Source organism: Rhizobium sp. C4, assembly GCF_021026315.1.
Lineage (GTDB): Bacteria > Pseudomonadota > Alphaproteobacteria > Rhizobiales > Rhizobiaceae > Ensifer_A.
The window spans coordinates 105,162-122,636 of sequence record NZ_JAJNCX010000008.1 but is presented as its reverse complement, the minus strand read 5'-3'; the positions used below and the strand labels follow the sequence as shown (position 1 = coordinate 122,636).

Genomic DNA, 17,475 nt, shown 5'->3' with positions numbered 1-17,475 from the left:
GAGTTGAACTGAAGTGAAGACACCCATGTCCAGCGGCAAGCGACGCGACGAACTGAAGGCCTTGTTCACCGGGAGACCGGGCGGACCCGTCGCGCCTGAAACGAAGTCGGCCGAGCCCATGCCGGAAGCTGAGCCGGCTGCGGCTCAGCGCGCGCCCGACCCGCAGCGTGCGGCCTCCGGCGCCGTGCGGGCCATGGGGCTGTCGCTCGGCTCGCTCGCCCGCGAGGCGGAAGAGGCGCGCAATCTGCGTCAGGCTTTCGAGGACGGCGAGCGCATCGTCGAACTCGATTGCGCACTCGTGTCCTCCTCCTTCGTCGAGGATCGGTTCGCCCGTGGCGAAACCGATGGCGAGTTCATGGGGCTGGTCGACAGCATTCGCGAGAGTGGCCAGCAGGTGCCCATTCTCGTTCGCCCGCATCCGGACAAGCCCGGCCACTTCCAGACCGCCTATGGCCACCGCCGGCTTGCCGCCGTGCGCAGCCTGGAGCGAAAGGTCAAGGCGATCGTTCGCCCGCTGACCGACGACGAACTGGTGCTGGCGCAGGGCAAGGAAAATGCCGAGCGGCGCGATCTCACCTTCATCGAGCGTGCCTTCTTCGCGCAGGCGCTCGTCCAGCGCGGCTTCGCCCGCAAGGTGGTGGAAGATTCCCTCGGCGTGCAGAAGAGCGAAGTGTCGCGGCTTCTGCAGGTCGCCGACAGCATTCCGCTCCACATTGCCCGCGATATCGGCCCGGCCCCCAAGGTCGGCCGCGAGCGCTGGATGGCGCTCGGCGCGATCTTTACGGCACGTCCGGCGGCGGAAGAGATCGCCAGCGACGAGGCCGGCTCGCAGCGTTTCCGCGCCGCCGAAACCAACCGACGCTTCCAGATGCTGTTCGACCGCCTGTCGCGCAAGCAGAAGCCCAAGCCCGATCGTGGCGAGCCGCTTTCCGGCCGCGACGGCAAGGCATTCGGCAAGGTCTATGCGGGGGGCGGAAAGCCAAGGATAGAATTTACCGCGCCGGTCCCCGACGCGTTTCTCGCCACCGTCACGTCGCTGATCGAGGAGGCGTGGAACGCCCATCAGCAAGAGGCAAAGGCGAAATAGAGATCAAGGCAGGGGAAGGGCTCGATGAGCGCGGCCCCGGTCCACTGAAACGAGCAACAGGAGCAGAGCGAGCAAGAAAAAAGGCCCCCGAAACGTCACCATCCCGGAAGCCCTCTTCTATCTAGCAGTTCAAGAGAATCACTTCCACCGGGCAAAGTCAAGAGTCTGCGCAAAGCTTTTTGCGCCGAAACGAAGAAGTGTAACTGTTTTCAATATGTTATGCGTAAGCGTCCCGTGCATGAAAATGCGCGGCGATGGTCTGTGCCCGTAGATCAAGTGCCGTCAGGGCGCCGTCTTGCCTCTTGAAGGAAGAGGGCGATCATGAACGACGACATAGCAACGACGCCATTTGGCGGCGGCAGGATGGTTGCGCGCCAATTTTTGCGGCGAAAGCAGGTGACAGAGGCCCAGGCGAAGCTCGCTGAGACAAAGCGTCCTGGGGCAGGGGCCGACAAGTGGCAATTGCTGCGGGCGCTCACCGAGGCAAAGTCCGCCTACGGGCTCTCCGACCGCTCCATTGCGGTCCTGGAGGCATTGTTGAGCTTTCATCCCGAACGACTGCTGGATGGTTCGAAGCCGCTGATCGTGTTTCCGTCCAACCAGCAGCTCTCCCTGCGCGCCCGCGGCATGTCGCCGGCAACGATCCGCCGCCATATTGCGACCCTCGTGGAAGCCGGCCTCATCTTCCGCCGCGACAGCCCGAACGGCAAACGCTACTGCCGCCGCGACGCCCATGGTGCACCACAGGACATGTTCGGCTTCGATCTTGCGCCCCTCGGCCTTGCCGCCGATGCCATCCACGCACAGGCAGAGCGCATCCGTGGCGAAGAACGCCGGCGGCAGGGCTTGCGCGGCGAGGTGACGCTGCATCTCCGCGATATCGCCAAGCTGTTGCAGGCGGCGCTGAACGAAGGAAGGGCAGGGGACTGGGAGCATTTCGAAGCTCGGCTCGAAGCGCTCTCCGGCCGGGTCGGACGCAACGCGACGATCGAGGCTCTGACAGAGCGCCGGGATGGCCTGCTTCGTCTGCGGGCCGAGCTGGAAAATGCCTATGTCGAGACAATTTCGGCGGCGGAACTGAGCGCCTCTGTGCACCAATTTGAGCACCACATACAGAATCCTGAATCAGATCAGACTCATGAATCGGCTATGAAGATCAGAGAAGAGATCGATCAGACCGCAACTGATGATGCGGGTGAGAAGGCCGAAGCTGCAGGCAAACAGAGCCGCGAAACGATTTCCCTTTCCCGGATTCTGACAGCTTGCCCGCAGATTGCCGACTATAGCCGGAACGGGATCGGAAACTGGGCCGACTTCATGGGCGCGGTGGTGCTTGTCAGGGCGATGCTCAGGATTTCGCCGGCGGCCTGGAACACGGCTTGTGCGGCGATGGGAGAAATACAGGCCGCCATCGCGGTGGCGGCAATTCTGGAGCGGGCTGAGCATATCCGGGCTCCCGGAGGGTATCTGCGAGCGCTCGCCAGCAAGGCCCTGAGCGGCAAATTTGCACTGGGACCCGTGTTGCGAGCTCTTGAGCAGAGCGGAGAACGACGTCATTGCGAACCGGCGCGAGCTGTTTGACAGCGCAAACGAAACTTGGCAGCTTGCGGCACCGGGTAAGCGAGGACTGATGGCAAGGCGAGGCGAGAGCAATTCGAGACTGGACGACGCGGCGCGCGCGGGCTGGCTCTACTATGTCGCCGGCCGCACGCAGGACGAGATTGCCGTCATCATGGGCATTTCGCGCCAGAGCGCGCAGCGGCTGATCTCCCTCTCCGTCGCCGAAAAGCTGATCAAGGTTCGGCTCGACCATCCGATTGCCGCCTGCATGGAGCTGGCTGAGGCGCTGATGGACCGGTTTGGCCTCAAGCGCGTCGAAATCGTTCCGACGGATCCCGGGGCTGATGGCCTGCCGGTGGGGGTCGCCGAGGCGGGTGCGGCGGAACTGGAACGCTGGCTGAAGCAGCCGGAACCGCTGATCATTGCCATGGGAACGGGGCGAACGCTGCGTGCCGTCATCGACCAGCTGCCGCCGATGGAATGTCCGCAGCACAAGATCGTGTCGCTGACCGGCAATATCAGTCCGGACGGGTCGGCCGCCTATTTCAACGTCATCTTCTCGATGGCCGATGCGGTGAAGGCGCCGCATTTTCCGATGCCGCTGCCGGTTATCGTTTCGTCCCGGGCCGAGCGGGACCTGATGCATCGTCAGCCGCTGATGGAAACCGCGATCGATCTTGCCAGACGATCGGATGTGACCTTCATCGGGATCGGCGAAATGGCGCTGAAAGCCCCGCTGGTCCTCGACGGCTTCCTGAGACCCGACGAGATGGAGGACATTTTGAAGGCGGGTGCGGCGGGCGAGATCTGCGGATGGATCTTCGGGGCCGATGGAACGCTGCTCGACCATCCCGTCAACCAGCGCGTGGCAAGCCTGCCGATCCCCGATCGCGCGACCTCCACCGTCATCGGTCTGGCGCGCGGCGCGCGCAAGCATGCGGCCATCAAGGCCGCCGTGCTGGGCGGCCATATCAACGGGCTGATCACGGACGAAGAGGCCGCAAGGATGCTGCTGAAAGGGTGAAACGACTGCAGGGTGGTGACCCGGCGTCTTGAGGTGTCTAACCTTTGCCTTTCATCTTTGAAGCCCGGCGGCGCGGTTCGATGCCTGCATTCGGCATGGAACCGCCCAATGCGATCAGGCGCCTTCCGGATTCCAGCCGAACGAGCGTTTCGAGTGCCTCTCGAATAAGGGCGGAGGTCCCGTTTATGCCGGTGAGCGAACGGGCTTGCTCCAAAAGGGAGTCATCGAGATTGATTGTCCTTCTCATCTCCGGAAATCCTCGCTTTCGCAAAAGAGTTTCAGTTGCTCGGGGCCTTACGTCAACCACGGATCAATGAGCCTGATGCCCAGACCTTCGAAATCCTTGATGTTGCGTGTTGCCAATGTGAGGTCATGCGCAAGGGCTGTCGCTGCCAATAGACCATCCATGGACGACAAGCCCCGCCCGGCGCGTTTCGCGCCCGCCATCACATCGCCCCAAGCGAGCGCAATTGCCGCATCAATCTGAAGAAGCCTGCCCTCGAACCGTTCAGGCAGGTCATGTTCAAGCCAGTCTGACAGCGCCTGCCAGCGACGGCCAGGATCCAGAAGCGGCACACCGCGCCGTATTTCCGCGAGCGTAACGACGCTCATGAAGGCTCGATCTTCGTCGAGTTCATGCAGCCAGAGCAAAGCGCGGCTGTTCGGCCGAGCCCGCATCGGCTCGGAAAGGACATTCGTGTCGAGAAGTACGTTCATAGATCAAGATCGCGCGGCGGGTCTGGAAGCCGATCCATATCCAGGTCGCGCCCCCGCAACGGCGAAGCCATCAGGAATTCGGCAAGGGTTCCCTTCCGGGCCGTCTTGCGCTGCCATTCTTCCGCCGACACGACGACGACGCTGGGTTTGCCATTTCGGGTAATCGTCTGCGGCTCGGTCTGCGCGCGTTCGATCACTTCCGACAGCTTCGCCTTCGCGCTTGCGACGGTCCAGTCTGCGTGTTTGGGGGCAGGGGTCTTCATGGGCTCTCTCCTGACCAGTGTGACTAGAATGACTATATAGTCCAAATTGATCGGGCCGGCAATTGCGGCCTTTCGTTGTATCTCGGGCACGCCGAGGGGAACGGCCCCAATGAAGCGAATTTCTCGAAATAAGCCAATATCTTAACCCGCTCTTGTGCGCCGCAGCGACGATTTGCCGTTGACAAGTTCGTCTTTAAATCGATTATTTGCCCATGAGCATAGCATTTGCTCAATTGCTTCTCTGGGAGGAAAAGATGAGATTTCAAGGATGGATGCTGGGCGCGGTTTCGGCGCTCGCAATCGCTGGCGCTGCCCATGCCGAGACGACGCTGACGATCGCCACGGTCAACAATGGCGACATGGTCCGCATGCAGAAGCTGACCGACGACTTCACCAAGGCCAATCCGGACATCAAGCTGAACTGGGTGACGCTGGAAGAAAACGTGCTGCGTCAGAAGGTGACGACGGATATCGCCACCAAGGGCGGCCAGTATGACGTGCTGACCATCGGCACTTATGAAGTTCCGATCTGGGCGAAGAACGGCTGGCTCGTGGCGCTCGACAAGCTGGGTCCCGACTACGACGTCGATGACCTGCTGCCGGCGATCCGCAACGGCATCAGCGCTGATGGCAAGCTTTATGCCGCGCCCTTCTACGGCGAAAGCTCGATGGTGATGTATCGCAAGGACCTGATGGAAAAGGCCGGGCTGAAAATGCCTGACGCGCCGACCTGGGACTTCATTGCGGATGCTGCCCGCAAGATGACCGACCGCAAGGAAGGCATCAACGGCGTGTGCCTGCGCGGCAAGGCCGGCTGGGGCGAGAACATGGCCTTCCTGACGGCCATGTCCAACTCCTTCGGCGCCCGCTGGTTCGACGAAAAGTGGACCCCGCAATTCGACCAGCCGGAATGGAAGAAGACGCTGGAATTCTACGTCAAGCTGATGAAGGACGCCGGCCCCGATGGCGCCTCGTCCAACGGCTTCAACGAAAACCTCGCGCTCTTCCAGCAGGGCAAATGCGGCATGTGGATCGACGCAACGGTCGCCGCTTCCTTCGTCTCCGATCCGAAGGCTTCGAAGGTTGCCGACAAGGTCGGCTATGCGCTCGCGCCCGACAATGGTCTCGGCAAGCGCGCCAACTGGCTCTGGGCCTGGAACCTTGCGATCCCCGCCGGCACCAAGAAGACGGAAGCCGCCGAGAAGTTCGTCTCCTGGGCAACCAGCAAGCATTACACCGAGCTGGTCGCCTCCAAGGAAGGCTGGGCGAACGTACCTCCGGGCACGCGCAAGTCGCTCTATGCCAATGCCGATTACCAGAAGGCAGCACCCTTCGCCAAGATGACGCTGGACTCGATCAATGCGGCAGATCCGACGAAGCCGACGGTCAAGCCGGTGCCTTATGTCGGCGTCCAGTTCGTCGCGATCCCTGAATTCCAGGGCATCGGCACGGCCGTCGGCCAGCAGTTCTCCGCAGCCCTTGCCGGCAAGGAAACGGTGGACGCGGCCCTGAAGGCTGCCCAGGCCGCGACCGAGCGCGAGATGAAGAAGGGCGGCTATATCAAGTAAGGCTTCCTCCTGGCGCTGAAGGGCCGCCGTCTTGCGAGGCGGCGGTCCGAAGCCAAGGGGGTGCGGAAACGTTGGCGAGGGAAAACCCCTCACCCCGCCTCCGCTTCGCTTGGCGGACCTCTCCCCACAAGGGGGAGAGGGGGACCGGGACGCTGCGGCTCAGCCCCCCTTCTCCCCGTCGGGGAGAAGATGCCGGCAGGCAGATGAGGGGGGGCGCGCCCCCCAAACCTTGCGATTGTTCATCAAAAACCTGGATGCCGGGACCGGCTGCTTTCGCCGAAACCTGACGCCATAACCGGAGAGGAATTGAGCCATGGCAACGATGCAGATGCGCACGACAGCACGCGCGATGATGGCCCCGGCCGTGATCCTGCTGCTGGTCTGGATGGCAGTGCCGCTCGCCGCCACGCTCTATTATTCCTTCCAGAATTACACGCTTCTGAACCCCGTCGTCTCCTTTGCCGGCCTCGACAATTACTATTACTTCATCACCGATCCGAACTTCGGCGCGGCGGTGCTGAACACGATCTATCTGGTCGGCGGCGTGCTGCTGATCACCGTGGTTGGCGGGCTTTTCCTGGCGCTTTTGATCGACCAGCCGATCTTCGGGCAGGGGATCGTGCGCATTCTGGTGATCTCCCCCTTCTTCGTCATGCCGACGGTGGCTGCACTCGTCTGGAAGAACATGCTGATGAACCCGATCTACGGGATCTTCGCCTGGCTTCTGTCGCTGGTCGGCCTGCCGCCGATCGACTTTCTGGCGCAGATCCCGCTGCTCTCGATCATCCTCATCGTCGCCTGGCAATGGCTGCCCTTTGCGACGCTGATCCTGCTGACGGCCCTGCAATCGCTGGATGGCGAGCAGATGGAAGCGGCCGAAATGGATGGCGCGGGCGTTGTCAGCCGCTTCATCTATCTCGTGCTGCCGCATCTTTCGCGGGCAATCACCGTCGTCATTCTCATCGAGACGATCTTTCTCCTGGGCGTCTTTGCCGAAATCCTCGTCACCACCAATGGCGGGCCGGGCACGGCGAGCACGAACCTGCCCTTCCTCGTCTACACGCAGGCGCTTTTGAACTTCGATGTCGGAAGTGCATCCGCCGGCGGGATCATCGCGGTGGTCGTCGCCAATATCGTCGCATTCTTCCTGATGCGCATCATCGGCAAGAACCTGGAGGCTTGAACCATGGCACGATCGGTCACGACATCGCGGCGCATCACCTTCACCATCATTGCCTGGGTGATTGCGCTCATCCTCTTCTTCCCGATCCTCTGGACGATCATCACCAGCTTCAAGTCGGAAGGCGATGCGATTGCCTTTCCGCCGGTCTTCCTGAATTTCCACTGGACGCTCGACAGCTATCGCGAAGTGCAGGAGCGCTCGGATTATCTGCTGCATGTCTGGAATTCGGCCGCCATTTCCTTCGGCTCGACGCTGATTGCGCTGCTGATCTCCATTCCCGCCGCCTGGGCGATGGCCTTCAACCCCGGCAAGCGGACGAAGGACATCCTGATGTGGATGCTTTCCACCAAGATGATGCCGGCGGTGGCGGTGCTGGTGCCCTTCTATCTCGCCTTCAAGAATCTCGGGCTGCTCGACACCAAGCTCGGTCTCATCATCATCCTGACCATGATGAACCTGCCGATCATCGTCTGGATGCTCTACAGCTATTTCAAGGAAATCCCCGGCGAAATCCTTGAAGCCGCCCGCATGGACGGGGCGACGCTCGGCAAGGAGATCGTCTATGTGCTCGCCCCGATGGCGGTGCCCGGCATTGCCTCGACCGTGCTTCTCAACATCATCCTTTCGTGGAACGAAGCCTTCTGGACGCTGAACCTTTCGGCCTCGCTGGCAGCACCGCTTTCCACCTTCATCGCATCCTATTCCAGTCCCGAAGGCCTCTTCTGGGCGAAGCTTTCCGCGGCCTCCACGCTCGCCATCGGACCGATCCTGGTGATGGGCTGGTTCTCGCAGAAGCAGCTCGTTCGTGGCCTCACCTTCGGCGCAGTCAAGTAAGGAGACCGACATGGGCAGCATTCGATTGAACAAGGTTTCCAAGATTTTCGGCGAGCTGAAGGTCATTCCCTCCATCGATCTCGAAATCCAAAACGGCGAATTCGTCGTCTTTGTCGGTCCCTCCGGCTGCGGCAAGTCCACGCTGCTGCGGCTCATTGCCGGCCTTGAAGACACATCCGGCGGCACGATCGAGATTGACGGAAAGGACATGACCTCGGAAGCCCCGGCCAAGCGCGGGCTCGCCATGGTCTTCCAGTCCTATGCGCTTTATCCGCATATGACGGTGCGCAAGAACATCGCCTTTCCGCTGAAAATGGCGGGCGACGAACAGTCGGTCATCGACCGCAAGGTGGCCGAAGCCGCAAAGGTCCTGAACCTCACCGACTATCTCGAGCGCAAGCCCGGCCAGCTCTCGGGCGGTCAGCGCCAGCGCGTCGCGATCGGCCGCGCCATCGTCCGCCAGCCCACGGCCTTTCTCTTCGACGAGCCGCTGTCGAACCTCGATGCGGCGCTACGCGTGACGATGCGCCTCGAAATCTCCGAACTGCACCAGCAGCTCGGAACGACCATGATCTATGTGACGCATGACCAGGTGGAAGCCATGACCATGGCCGACAAGATTGTTGTGCTCAATCGCGGCAATGTCGAACAGGTGGGCTCGCCGCTGGAACTCTACAGCCACCCGCGCAATCTCTTCGTCGCCGGCTTTATCGGCTCGCCGAAGATGAACCTCATCGAAGGTGCGGAAGCGGCCAAGCACGGCGTCAAGACCATCGGCATCCGCCCGGAACACATCGCCGTCTCGACCACCGAGGGTGCGTGGAAGGGGACGGTTGGCGTCGCCGAACATCTCGGCTCCGATACGTTCTGCCATGTCCACACCGAAACCGCCGGCACGCTGACACTGCGCACAGCAGGCGACGCCATGCTGAAACATGGCGACACGATCTATCTGACGCCGGACGACCGGCGCATCCACAAATTCAACAATGAGGGACTGGCCGTATGACCGGACGTCTGCATGGAAAATCGGCGCTGATCACGGGTTCGGCGCGCGGCATCGGCCGGGCTTTTGCGGAAGCCTATATCCGCGAGGGCGCGACCGTTGCGATTGCCGACATCAATATCGAGCGCGCCGAGGAAACCGCGCGGGAGCTTGGGGCCCAGGCCTATGCGCTGAAAATGGACGTGACGGATCAGGCCTCCATCGAGGCGGCGATTGCCGCTGTCGACGCGCGGACCGGGGGCATTGATATCCTGATCAACAATGCAGCGCTTTTCGATCTCGCACCCATCGTCGAGATCAGCCGCAAGAGCTTCGACACGCTCTATGCGATCAACGTTGCCGGCACGCTCTTCACGCTGCAGGCGGCGGCGAAGTCGATGATCGCACGCGGCCAAGGCGGCAAGATCATCAACATGGCAAGCCAGGCCGGCCGGCGCGGCGAGGCGCTGGTGGCGGTCTATTGCTCCACCAAGGCGGCGGTCATTTCGCTGACGCAGTCGGCAGGGCTCGATCTCATCAAGCACGGCATCAATGTGAATGCCATCGCGCCCGGTGTCGTGGACGGCGAACATTGGGACGGCGTCGATGCGCTCTTTGCAAAGTATGAGAACCGTCCGCTCGGCGAAAAGAAGAAACTCGTCGGAAAGGAAGTGCCATTTGGCCGCATGGGGACCGCGAATGACCTTTTAGGTATGGCAATTTTCCTCGCAAGCCCGGAAGCCGATTACATTGTCGCCCAGACATATAATGTCGACGGCGGCAACTGGATGAGCTGAACAGACCCTTGATACCCGCCAAGCCGGGGAGATGACGATGACCAAACTATCCTTAGCCAACCTGCCGAAACTAGCCGACAAGGCCTCCGTGCCGACCTATCGGCGCGAAGACCTGTCACCCGGCATCCTGCATTTCGGCGTCGGCAATTTCCATCGCGCGCATCTGGCCGTCTATCTGCACGACCTGTTCAATCAGGGCAGGAACCTCGACTTCGCCATCATCGGCGCCGGCGTCATGGCGTCGGATGCGAAGATGAAGGAGGTTCTCAAGGCGCAGGATTATCTGACCACTGTCGTCGAGCAGGATATCTCCAGGTCTGCCGCAACAATCACAGGGCCGATGATCGACTTCATTGCCGCCCCCGATTTCGACGCCATCATTGCGAAGCTTGCCGATCCGGCGATCCGCATCGTCTCGATGACGATCACCGAGGGTGGCTATTTCATCGATCCGGCGACCGGCAAGTTCGATCCGAAACATCCGGCCATTGCCGCCGATGCTGCGAACCCGGATCACCCGAAGACCGTCTTCGGCCTGATCATCGCGGGCCTGAAGAAGCGCCGCGCCGCCGGCCATCCGCCGTTTACCGTCATGTCCTGCGACAATATTCCGGGCAATGGCGAGGTGACGGAGGCGGCAGTCGCCGGTCTTGCCGCGCTCTCCGATCCCGACTTCGCCCACTGGATCGAGAAGAACGTGGCCTTCCCGAATTCCATGGTCGACCGCATCACGCCGGCCACCGGCAAGCGCGAGATCGATATCGCCCGCGACACCTATGGCATCGAGGACGGCTGGCCGGTCTTCTGCGAGGAGTTCAAGCAATGGGTGCTGGAGGACAAGTTCCCGCTCGGCCGCCCGGCGTTTGAGGATGCGGGCGCCGAATTCGTGCCCGATGTCGCGCCCTATGAATTGATGAAGCTGCGCATCCTCAATGGTGGTCATGCCGCCATTGCTTACCCGGCATCGCTCATGGATATCCACTTCGTCCATGAGGCGATGGAGAACCCGCTGATCAAGGCGTTTCTCGCCAGGCTCGAGCACAACGAGATCATTCCGGTCGTGCCGCCGGTGCCGAAGACGAGCCTTGCCGATTACTTCGACCTGATCGACCGCCGCTTCTCCAACCCGAAGATCGGCGATACGATCCCGCGTCTGGCGCAGGACGGTTCGAACCGGCAGCCGAAATTCATCCTGCCTGCGACCGCAGCAAGACTTGCCAAGGGGCAGGACGTCACCGGCCTGTCGCTCGTCTCCGCACTCTGGTGCAAATATTTCGAGGGCGTGTCGGACAGCGGCAAGGCGATTGTCTTCAATGACGAGAGCGCCGAGCGGCTGCAAAAGGCCGCCCTTGCCTCGCGCGACGATCCGAGAGTGTTTCTGGCGCTGGGCGATATTTTCGGCGAGGTCGGGACCAATCCGCGCTTTGTCGAAAGCTTCTCCAAGGCGCTGGCAAGCCTGCGAACCAAGGGCACGGCGGCAACGCTCTCCGACTATATCGACGGCAAGCTCTGAAGGCCGGGAGCGATGCGGCGCGCGCCTGATCTCCTGATGATCTTCGATTGCGACGGGGTGCTGGTCGATAGCGAGCCGATTGCGCTCGCAGTCCTCGGCGAAATGCTGAAGGGCCAGCAGGTTGCGCTGTCCGACGAGGAGATTGCCGAACGCTTCCTCGGCCGCAGCCTCGGCGCAGTCGCCGAGATCGTCGAGCAGGAATTCGGCCGGCGTTTGCCGGAGGACTTCCCGGCCATGATCCGGCGTCGGCTCTTCGCCCGCTACGAGACGGAGCTGCGGGCAATGCCGGGGATCCGGTCGGCGCTGGACGGACTTGCCGCGCGCGGTGTTGCGACCTGCGTTGCCTCGTCCAGCCTCCCGGAACGCATTGCGAAGAGCCTTTCCGTCACCGGTCTATCGGAAGCGTTCGGCGCTCGTCTCTTCAGCGCCAGCATGGTGAAGGCGGGCAAGCCGGCGCCCGATCTCTTTCTCCATGCCGCCCGGCAATGCGGTTTTTCGCCGGCGAACTGTATCGTCATCGAGGACAGTCCTGCGGGCATCGAGGCGGCGCGGGCGGCGGGCATGCTGGTGCTTGCCTTTGGCGGCGGCGGCCATGCGCGCTCACCCGCCTTCCGGCAGAAGATTGCGAGCCTGAAGCCCGATGCATGGTTTGACGCCATGGCGGATTTGCTGCAGTTTGTCGACGGGTTGAGGAGTTCGGAAGACAGCCTTCATGGGTGAGTTTATCGTTGCGGTGGACGTGGGGACCGCCAGTGCTAGGGCAGGGGTCTTCACGCTGGATGGCCGCCAGCTGGCGCGCGCCGTTTCACCCATGCGGGTTCTGCAACCACAGGCCGGACATTACGAACAGGTCAGCGACGAGATCTGGCAGGCGGTGATCGAGAGCGTGCGCGCCGCCTTGCGCGATGCGCAGGTCGACGCCGCCGAGGTTGCCGCCATCGGCTTCGACGCCACCTGCTCGCTGGTCGTGCGCGACGGTGAAGGTCGCCCTCTGCCGGTGACGGCGGCTGGCGCAACGCAGGCCGATACCCTGCTCTGGATGGACCACCGCGCCAATTCGGAAGCGGAGGAATGCTCGATTGACGATCCGCTCGTCACCCGCTTCGGCGGCAAGCTCTCGCCCGAAATGCAGGTGCCGAAGCTTCTCTGGCTGAAGCGCCATCTGCCGGAGACCTGGGCGGGCATGGGCCTTGCCTTCGACCTCTGCGACTATCTCACATGGTGTGCCACGGGCCGGGAGACCGACGGCGGCAGTCGTTCGCATTCCCCGCTTTCCTCCAAATGGGCCTATGAGCCCGCAGCACCCGGCGCCCGGCCGGATGATTTCTATGCACGCATCGGGCTGAGCGATCTGGCGGAAAGGGCCGGGCTTCCGGCAACCTCCCGACCGTCCTCCGAGGCAGCGGGGCGCCTGTGCGCAGCCGCGCAACAGGAACTCGGGCTCGGGCCGGATTGCGTCGTCGCCTCCGGTCTCATCGATGGCTATGCCGGCGCCATCGGGGTCTTCTGTGGAGCGGATCTCGCGACCCTTGAGCGCAAGGCGGCGCTGGTTGCCGGCACCTCGACCTGCCTCGTCACCTTTTCGGAGCGCGAGTTCAACCACCCCGGCTGCTGGGGCGGTTTCCGCGATGCGGGCCTTCCGGGGCACTGGCTGATGGAGGCCGGGCAGTCGGCCTCCGGGGCGCTGCTCGATCATGTGATCCGCACGCATCCCGCGGGTGGCGCGCCGACACGGGAAAAGCATCTGCAGCTTCTCGACCATATCGCGGCGCGTGTCGCGGAGATGGGGGTCGGCTACGGGCTGCCGCTGGCGCTGCTCCCCGATTTCCACGGGTCGCGTTCGCCCGTTCCCGATCCGACGCAGACGGGTCTCATCACCGGGTTGACGCTCGACACGAGTTTCGACGGGCTGGCGCAGCTCTACTGGCGCGCCTGCATCGCGCTTGCCTGCAATATCCGCCAGATCCTCGAACACCTGCCCCAGGGTGGCGAGATCGAAAGCCTGTTCATGACCGGCGGGTTCGCCGGCCATCCGCTCATCCCGCAGCTTTATGCCGACGTGACCGGTCGTGCGCTTCGCCTGCATGAGGGACGCGACGCCGTTCTGCTCGGAACCGCCGTCAATGCCGGGCTGGCGGCTGGGCTTTATCTTGACTTCGCCGATGCCTCCGGCCGCATGAAGCCGGCGACGAAGACGGTTGAGCCGAGGCCCGAGGCGGCGCGTGCGCATGAGCGCGACTATGCCGTCTTCCTCACCCTGCAGCGCCAGCGGGCGGAGCTTGCAGCCCTGCTGCGGCCGAGAGGGTGAAAGCTTCGCGCAAGTCCTTGGCTGCATTGTGAGTCCTGACACACGCACGCCTGCCCCGCGTGCGGCCAAGGACCCGCATCGATGACCAGCCCCACACCTCAGACCGTGCAGGATGAAGCGCGCGCGCTCTATCATCTCGGCCTGAAGGAAAAGGCCGAAGGGCGGCTCGAACGGGCGATCGAATTCTTCGATGCGGCACTGGCGGCGCAGCCAGATTTTCCCGAAGCGCTCTGCTCCGGCGGCTATATCCTGCAGACCACGGGACATTATGATGGAGCACTGGCCTTTTACGGTCGCGCCATCGAACTCGATCCGGGCTATTTCGACGCGCTGTTCAATCGTGGGTGCCTCTTTTTCGCGCTGGGCCAACTGGACCCTGCGGTTGCGGATTTTTCCCGTGCGGCAGCGTTTCAACCTAAGGATGCCGGCGCGTATTCAAACCTGGGTGCTGCGCTCCACCAGAGCGGCCGGCTTGCCGAAGCCGTCGATGCCTTGCGCAGGGCGCTGGAGCTCGACCCCGCGCTTGTCGAGGCCGAACTCAATCTTGGCAGTGCGCTGCGCCGGATGGGACGCGAAGACGAGGCCCATGAGGCCTTCATGCGTGCCGCGCTCCTGAAGCCCGATTGTGCGGAAGCCTATTGCGGCCTCGGCATCGTCGCCCGCGCCCGCGGCGAGTTCAGGGAGGCGTTCGATTACTATGATTGCGCGCTTGCCTTCGACCCGACTCTGGAAGAGGCGCTGAGCAGCAAGGGCAGCCTGCAACTGCTTCTGGGGCAATTCGAGGCGGGTTGGGAAGGTTACGAAAGCCGCTGGGTGGACGGGCACCGGCCGGTTCCGGTGTCGGATGCCCGTTTTGATCTGGCGCGTCCGGAAACCATCGCGGGCAAGCGGGTGCTTGTCGTCAACGACCACGGGCTCGGTGACACGATCCAGTTCTTCCGTTATGTGAAGCTCCTCTCCGATCACGGCGCGGACGTGACCTTTGCCGGACCCGCCAAGCTGCAACGCCTGCTTTCGACCTGCGGCGCGAAGGTTTCTTGGCGCGACACGAACGACTTTACCGGCACCTTCGACGCCAGGATTGCGATCAGCTCGCTGCCGCGTGCCTTTGCAACTGTTGAAGACTCCATCCCCGCCGATGTGCCCTTTCTCTCGGCCGATCCGGAACGGGTGGCGTTCTGGCGCCAGAGGATGCCGGGCTCGGGGCTGAAGATTGGGCTCTGCTGGCGCGGCAGCCAGGACTTCCGTGTCGATCCGCGCCGCTCGCCCCCGCCCGCAACGCTTGCGCCGCTGGCGGCTCTGCCCGGTGTCCAGTTCTTTGCCCTGCACATGGATGTCGGCGCCAATGAACTGCCGGCGGCGATTGCCAGCCGCATCCATGTCTTCGGCGACGGGTTCGATCGCGGGCCGGATGCCTTTGTCGACACCGCCGCCGTGATGGCCAATCTCGATCTCGTCGTCACCTGCGACACATCGATTGCGCATCTGGCCGGTGCGCTCGGCCTGCCGGTCTGGGTGACGCTGCGCCACATTGCCGAATGGCGCTGGATGGTCGATCGCGAGACCTCGCCCTGGTACCCGACCATGCGGCTGATGCGGGCGAAGGCCGGCGACGACTGGTTTGAATTGTTTGAACGTATTGCCAACGATATTGATGTGCTTGCACAAGAAAAGGAAAAATACTGATGATCGAAGTGCCGGTCTCCTGGGGTGAACTCGTCGACAAGATCACGATCCTCGAAATCAAGGCGGAGCGCATCGACGATGCGAAGAAGCTCGCCAATGTGACACGCGAACTCTGGCTGCTGAACCGCAAGCTGACGCCCGTCGCAACGCAGGTGCTGCGGCTCAAGCTGAAGCTGAAAGAGGTCAACACGGCGCTCTGGGAGATCGAGGACGAGATCCGCGATTGCGAGCGCGAGCAGAATTTCGGCCCCCGCTTCATCGAGCTCGCCCGCGCCGTCTACGTGACGAACGACCAGCGCGCGGATGTGAAGCGCGAGATCAATTTTGCACTGTCGTCGGAACTGGTCGAGGAAAAGTCCTACCGCCCCTATGCGTGAGGATTTCCTCTTCTCTGCATGAGGCGGTGCTGCCACACCGCTATCAGCACAAAATTACCCACAAAAGCACAAGCCTTCTCTTTTCTTCCGCGCGTCCGCAAGGATATTCAAGCGTTCATAGGCGTTTGCGCGTGAAATCGCGCTTCGCCGTCGGATAAGCATAATATGGCCTCAGCGAAATTCGGGGCCAAAAGCGAGGAGCGCCAGACCATCATGAGCAGGAACCCGAGAATTGCCTTTATCGGCGCAGGCTCGACCGTTTTCATGAAGAACATCATCGGCGATGTTCTCCAGCGCCCGGCGCTGGCCGGCGCGACGATCGCGCTGATGGACATCAACCCGCAGCGGCTTGCCGAAAGCGAGATCGTCGCCTCCAAGCTCATTGCCACGCTGGGCGTTCCGGCGAAGATCGAGACGCATTCGGATCAGCGCCGCGCGCTCGACAAGGCCGATTTCGTCGTCGTCGCCTTCCAGATCGGCGGCTATGAGCCTTGCACCGTCACCGATTTCGACGTGCCGAAGAAATATGGCTTGCGCCAGACCATTGCCGACACACTCGGCATTGGCGGCATCATGCGCGGGCTTCGCACCGTGCCGCATCTCTGGTCGATCTGCGAGGACATGCTTGCCGTTTGCCCGAATGCGGTCATGCTGCAATATGTGAACCCGATGGCGATCAACACCTGGGCGATTGCGGAGAAGTACCCGACGATCAAGCAGGTGGGGCTGTGCCATTCCGTGCAGGGCACGGCTTACGAACTGGCGCGCGATCTCGACATTCCGGTCGAGGAAATCCGCTACCGCGCCGCCGGCATCAACCACATGGCCTTCTACCTCAACTTCGAGCATCGCCAGGCGGACGGGTCCTACAAGAACCTCTATCCGGAGCTGCTGAAGGGCTATCGCGAAGGCCGCTTCCCCAAGCCCAGCCACTGGAACCCGCGCTGCCCCAACAAGGTGCGCTACGAAATGCTGACGCGGCTCGGTTATTTCGTCACCGAAAGCTCGGAACATTTCGCCGAATACACGCCCTATTTCATCAAGGAAGGCCGCGAGGACCTGATCGAGAAATATGGCATTCCGCTCGATGAATATCCCAAGCGCTGCATCGAACAGATCGAGCGCTGGAAGTCGCAGGCCGATGCCTACAAGGCGGCCGACAAGATCGAGGTGAAGGCGAGCCATGAATATGCTTCCTCAATCATGAACTCGGTCTGGACCGGCGAACCTTCGGTCATTTACGGCAATGTCCGCAACAATGGCTGCATCACCTCGCTGCCGGAAAACTGTGCCGCGGAAGTGCCCTGCCTGGTCGACAATAACGGCATCCAGCCGACCTTCATCGGCGCGCTGCCGCCGCAGCTGACCGCGCTGATCCGGACGAATATCAACGTGCAGGAACTGACCGTTCAGGCGCTGATGACGGAAAATCGCGAGCATATCTATCACGCCGCGATGATGGACCCGCACACGGCCGCCGAACTCGATCTCGACCAGATCTGGTCGATGACCGATGATCTGATCGCTGCGCACGGCGACTGGCTGCCGGAATGGGTGCGGGCGAAGTGACGCC

General features: G+C 62.3%; 17 protein-coding genes. 14 read left to right on the top strand and 3 right to left on the bottom strand.

Translation table 11 applies throughout. The features are described from left to right. Nucleotides 1-25 precede the first annotated feature (25 nt). The 3 genes from repB to LQK84_RS15265 all read left to right on the top strand — a co-directional run bounded on the left by repB (nt 26) and on the right by LQK84_RS15265 (nt 3,671). Nucleotides 26-1,087, top strand: a complete 1,062-nt coding sequence (gene repB, locus LQK84_RS15275) for a plasmid partitioning protein RepB (RefSeq protein WP_230829590.1) — start codon at nt 26-28, stop codon at nt 1,085-1,087. Nucleotides 1,088-1,408: 321 nt separating this feature from the next. After that, nucleotides 1,409-2,668 (top strand): plasmid replication protein RepC, encoded by a 1,260-nt coding sequence (repC, locus tag LQK84_RS15270; RefSeq protein ID WP_230829589.1) that lies wholly within the window; start codon nt 1,409-1,411, stop codon nt 2,666-2,668. A 49-nt stretch (nt 2,669-2,717) separates the two neighbouring features. Next, nucleotides 2,718-3,671 carry a sugar-binding transcriptional regulator gene (locus tag LQK84_RS15265; protein ID WP_230829588.1) on the top strand — a complete coding sequence of 318 codons (954 nt, stop codon included), beginning with the start codon at nt 2,718-2,720 and terminating at the stop codon, nt 3,669-3,671. A gap of 37 nt (nt 3,672-3,708) precedes the next feature. Here the strand turns inward: LQK84_RS15265 and LQK84_RS15260 are convergent, their stop codons facing one another. Genes LQK84_RS15260 through LQK84_RS15250 form a run of 3 tightly spaced genes read right to left on the bottom strand, consistent with a single transcriptional unit; the run spans nt 3,709 to nt 4,651 of the window. Next, entirely contained in the window at nt 3,709-3,918 is a 210-nt protein-coding gene (locus LQK84_RS15260) for a type II toxin-antitoxin system VapB family antitoxin (protein ID WP_230829587.1), read from the bottom strand. 47 nt (nt 3,919-3,965) lie between these two features. Then, nucleotides 3,966-4,388, bottom strand: coding sequence for a type II toxin-antitoxin system VapC family toxin (locus LQK84_RS15255; RefSeq protein WP_230829586.1), 423 nt, complete (start codon nt 4,386-4,388; stop codon nt 3,966-3,968). Then, on the bottom strand, nt 4,385-4,651 hold the full coding sequence (locus tag LQK84_RS15250; protein WP_230829585.1) for a type II toxin-antitoxin system Phd/YefM family antitoxin: 267 nt from the start codon (nt 4,649-4,651) through the stop codon (nt 4,385-4,387). The genes LQK84_RS15255 and LQK84_RS15250 overlap by 4 nt, the downstream gene beginning before the upstream one ends. Nucleotides 4,652-4,905: 254 nt before the next feature. Between LQK84_RS15250 and LQK84_RS15245 the strand changes: the two genes are divergently transcribed. The 11 genes from LQK84_RS15245 to LQK84_RS15195 all read left to right on the top strand — a co-directional run bounded on the left by LQK84_RS15245 (nt 4,906) and on the right by LQK84_RS15195 (nt 17,471). Beyond that, nucleotides 4,906-6,219, top strand: a complete 1,314-nt coding sequence (locus tag LQK84_RS15245; RefSeq protein ID WP_230829584.1) for an ABC transporter substrate-binding protein — start codon at nt 4,906-4,908, stop codon at nt 6,217-6,219. A gap of 313 nt (nt 6,220-6,532) precedes the next feature. Then, a complete protein-coding gene (locus LQK84_RS15240) occupies nt 6,533-7,402 on the top strand; it encodes a carbohydrate ABC transporter permease (protein WP_230829583.1) in 870 nt (289 codons plus the stop codon). A 3-nt stretch (nt 7,403-7,405) separates the two neighbouring features. Continuing rightward, a complete protein-coding gene (locus tag LQK84_RS15235; RefSeq protein WP_230829582.1) occupies nt 7,406-8,236 on the top strand; it encodes a carbohydrate ABC transporter permease in 831 nt (276 codons plus the stop codon). Between the two features lie 10 nt (nt 8,237-8,246). Next, nucleotides 8,247-9,245 carry an ABC transporter ATP-binding protein gene (locus LQK84_RS15230; protein ID WP_230829581.1) on the top strand — a complete coding sequence of 333 codons (999 nt, stop codon included), beginning with the start codon at nt 8,247-8,249 and terminating at the stop codon, nt 9,243-9,245. Continuing rightward, complete coding sequence (locus LQK84_RS15225; protein WP_230829580.1) at nt 9,242-10,018, top strand: L-iditol 2-dehydrogenase; 777 nt, start codon at nt 9,242-9,244, stop codon at nt 10,016-10,018. The genes LQK84_RS15230 and LQK84_RS15225 overlap by 4 nt, the downstream gene beginning before the upstream one ends. 37 nt (nt 10,019-10,055) lie before the next feature. Next, complete coding sequence (locus LQK84_RS15220) at nt 10,056-11,531, top strand: mannitol dehydrogenase family protein (protein WP_230829579.1); 1,476 nt, start codon at nt 10,056-10,058, stop codon at nt 11,529-11,531. 12 nt (nt 11,532-11,543) lie between these two features. Continuing rightward, entirely contained in the window at nt 11,544-12,251 is a 708-nt protein-coding gene (locus LQK84_RS15215; protein WP_230829578.1) for an HAD family hydrolase, read from the top strand. After that, nucleotides 12,244-13,839, top strand: coding sequence for an FGGY family pentulose kinase (locus LQK84_RS15210; protein WP_230829577.1), 1,596 nt, complete (start codon nt 12,244-12,246; stop codon nt 13,837-13,839). Before LQK84_RS15215 ends, LQK84_RS15210 begins: the two co-directional genes overlap by 8 nt. A gap of 81 nt (nt 13,840-13,920) precedes the next feature. Beyond that, nucleotides 13,921-15,525: a tetratricopeptide repeat protein gene (locus tag LQK84_RS15205; RefSeq protein WP_230829576.1), complete on the top strand. Its 1,605-nt coding sequence runs from the start codon at nt 13,921-13,923 to the stop codon at nt 15,523-15,525. Further along, nucleotides 15,525-15,902 (top strand): DUF6165 family protein, encoded by a 378-nt coding sequence (locus tag LQK84_RS15200; RefSeq protein WP_230829575.1) that lies wholly within the window; start codon nt 15,525-15,527, stop codon nt 15,900-15,902. The genes LQK84_RS15205 and LQK84_RS15200 overlap by 1 nt, the downstream gene beginning before the upstream one ends. 213 nt (nt 15,903-16,115) lie before the next feature. Then, nucleotides 16,116-17,471, top strand: coding sequence for an alpha-glucosidase/alpha-galactosidase (locus LQK84_RS15195; RefSeq protein ID WP_230829677.1), 1,356 nt, complete (start codon nt 16,116-16,118; stop codon nt 17,469-17,471). Nucleotides 17,472-17,475: the final 4 nt, after the last annotated feature.

What these genes read in the sequence shown, in the direction of transcription:
- repB (WP_230829590.1), top strand. Translation starts at nt 26, where the DNA reads ATGTCCAGCGGCAAGCGACGCGACGAACTGAAGGCCTTGTTCACCGGG.
- repC (WP_230829589.1), top strand. Translation starts at nt 1,409, where the DNA reads ATGAACGACGACATAGCAACGACGCCATTTGGCGGCGGCAGGATGGTT.
- LQK84_RS15265 (WP_230829588.1), top strand. Translation starts at nt 2,718, where the DNA reads ATGGCAAGGCGAGGCGAGAGCAATTCGAGACTGGACGACGCGGCGCGC.
- LQK84_RS15260 (WP_230829587.1), bottom strand. Translation starts at nt 3,918, where the DNA reads ATGAGAAGGACAATCAATCTCGATGACTCCCTTTTGGAGCAAGCCCGT.
- LQK84_RS15255 (WP_230829586.1), bottom strand. Translation starts at nt 4,388, where the DNA reads ATGAACGTACTTCTCGACACGAATGTCCTTTCCGAGCCGATGCGGGCT.
- LQK84_RS15250 (WP_230829585.1), bottom strand. Translation starts at nt 4,651, where the DNA reads ATGAAGACCCCTGCCCCCAAACACGCAGACTGGACCGTCGCAAGCGCG.
- LQK84_RS15245 (WP_230829584.1), top strand. Translation starts at nt 4,906, where the DNA reads ATGAGATTTCAAGGATGGATGCTGGGCGCGGTTTCGGCGCTCGCAATC.
- LQK84_RS15240 (WP_230829583.1), top strand. Translation starts at nt 6,533, where the DNA reads ATGGCAACGATGCAGATGCGCACGACAGCACGCGCGATGATGGCCCCG.
- LQK84_RS15235 (WP_230829582.1), top strand. Translation starts at nt 7,406, where the DNA reads ATGGCACGATCGGTCACGACATCGCGGCGCATCACCTTCACCATCATT.
- LQK84_RS15230 (WP_230829581.1), top strand. Translation starts at nt 8,247, where the DNA reads ATGGGCAGCATTCGATTGAACAAGGTTTCCAAGATTTTCGGCGAGCTG.
- LQK84_RS15225 (WP_230829580.1), top strand. Translation starts at nt 9,242, where the DNA reads ATGACCGGACGTCTGCATGGAAAATCGGCGCTGATCACGGGTTCGGCG.
- LQK84_RS15220 (WP_230829579.1), top strand. Translation starts at nt 10,056, where the DNA reads ATGACCAAACTATCCTTAGCCAACCTGCCGAAACTAGCCGACAAGGCC.
- LQK84_RS15215 (WP_230829578.1), top strand. Translation starts at nt 11,544, where the DNA reads ATGCGGCGCGCGCCTGATCTCCTGATGATCTTCGATTGCGACGGGGTG.
- LQK84_RS15210 (WP_230829577.1), top strand. Translation starts at nt 12,244, where the DNA reads ATGGGTGAGTTTATCGTTGCGGTGGACGTGGGGACCGCCAGTGCTAGG.
- LQK84_RS15205 (WP_230829576.1), top strand. Translation starts at nt 13,921, where the DNA reads ATGACCAGCCCCACACCTCAGACCGTGCAGGATGAAGCGCGCGCGCTC.
- LQK84_RS15200 (WP_230829575.1), top strand. Translation starts at nt 15,525, where the DNA reads ATGATCGAAGTGCCGGTCTCCTGGGGTGAACTCGTCGACAAGATCACG.
- LQK84_RS15195 (WP_230829677.1), top strand. Translation starts at nt 16,116, where the DNA reads ATGAGCAGGAACCCGAGAATTGCCTTTATCGGCGCAGGCTCGACCGTT.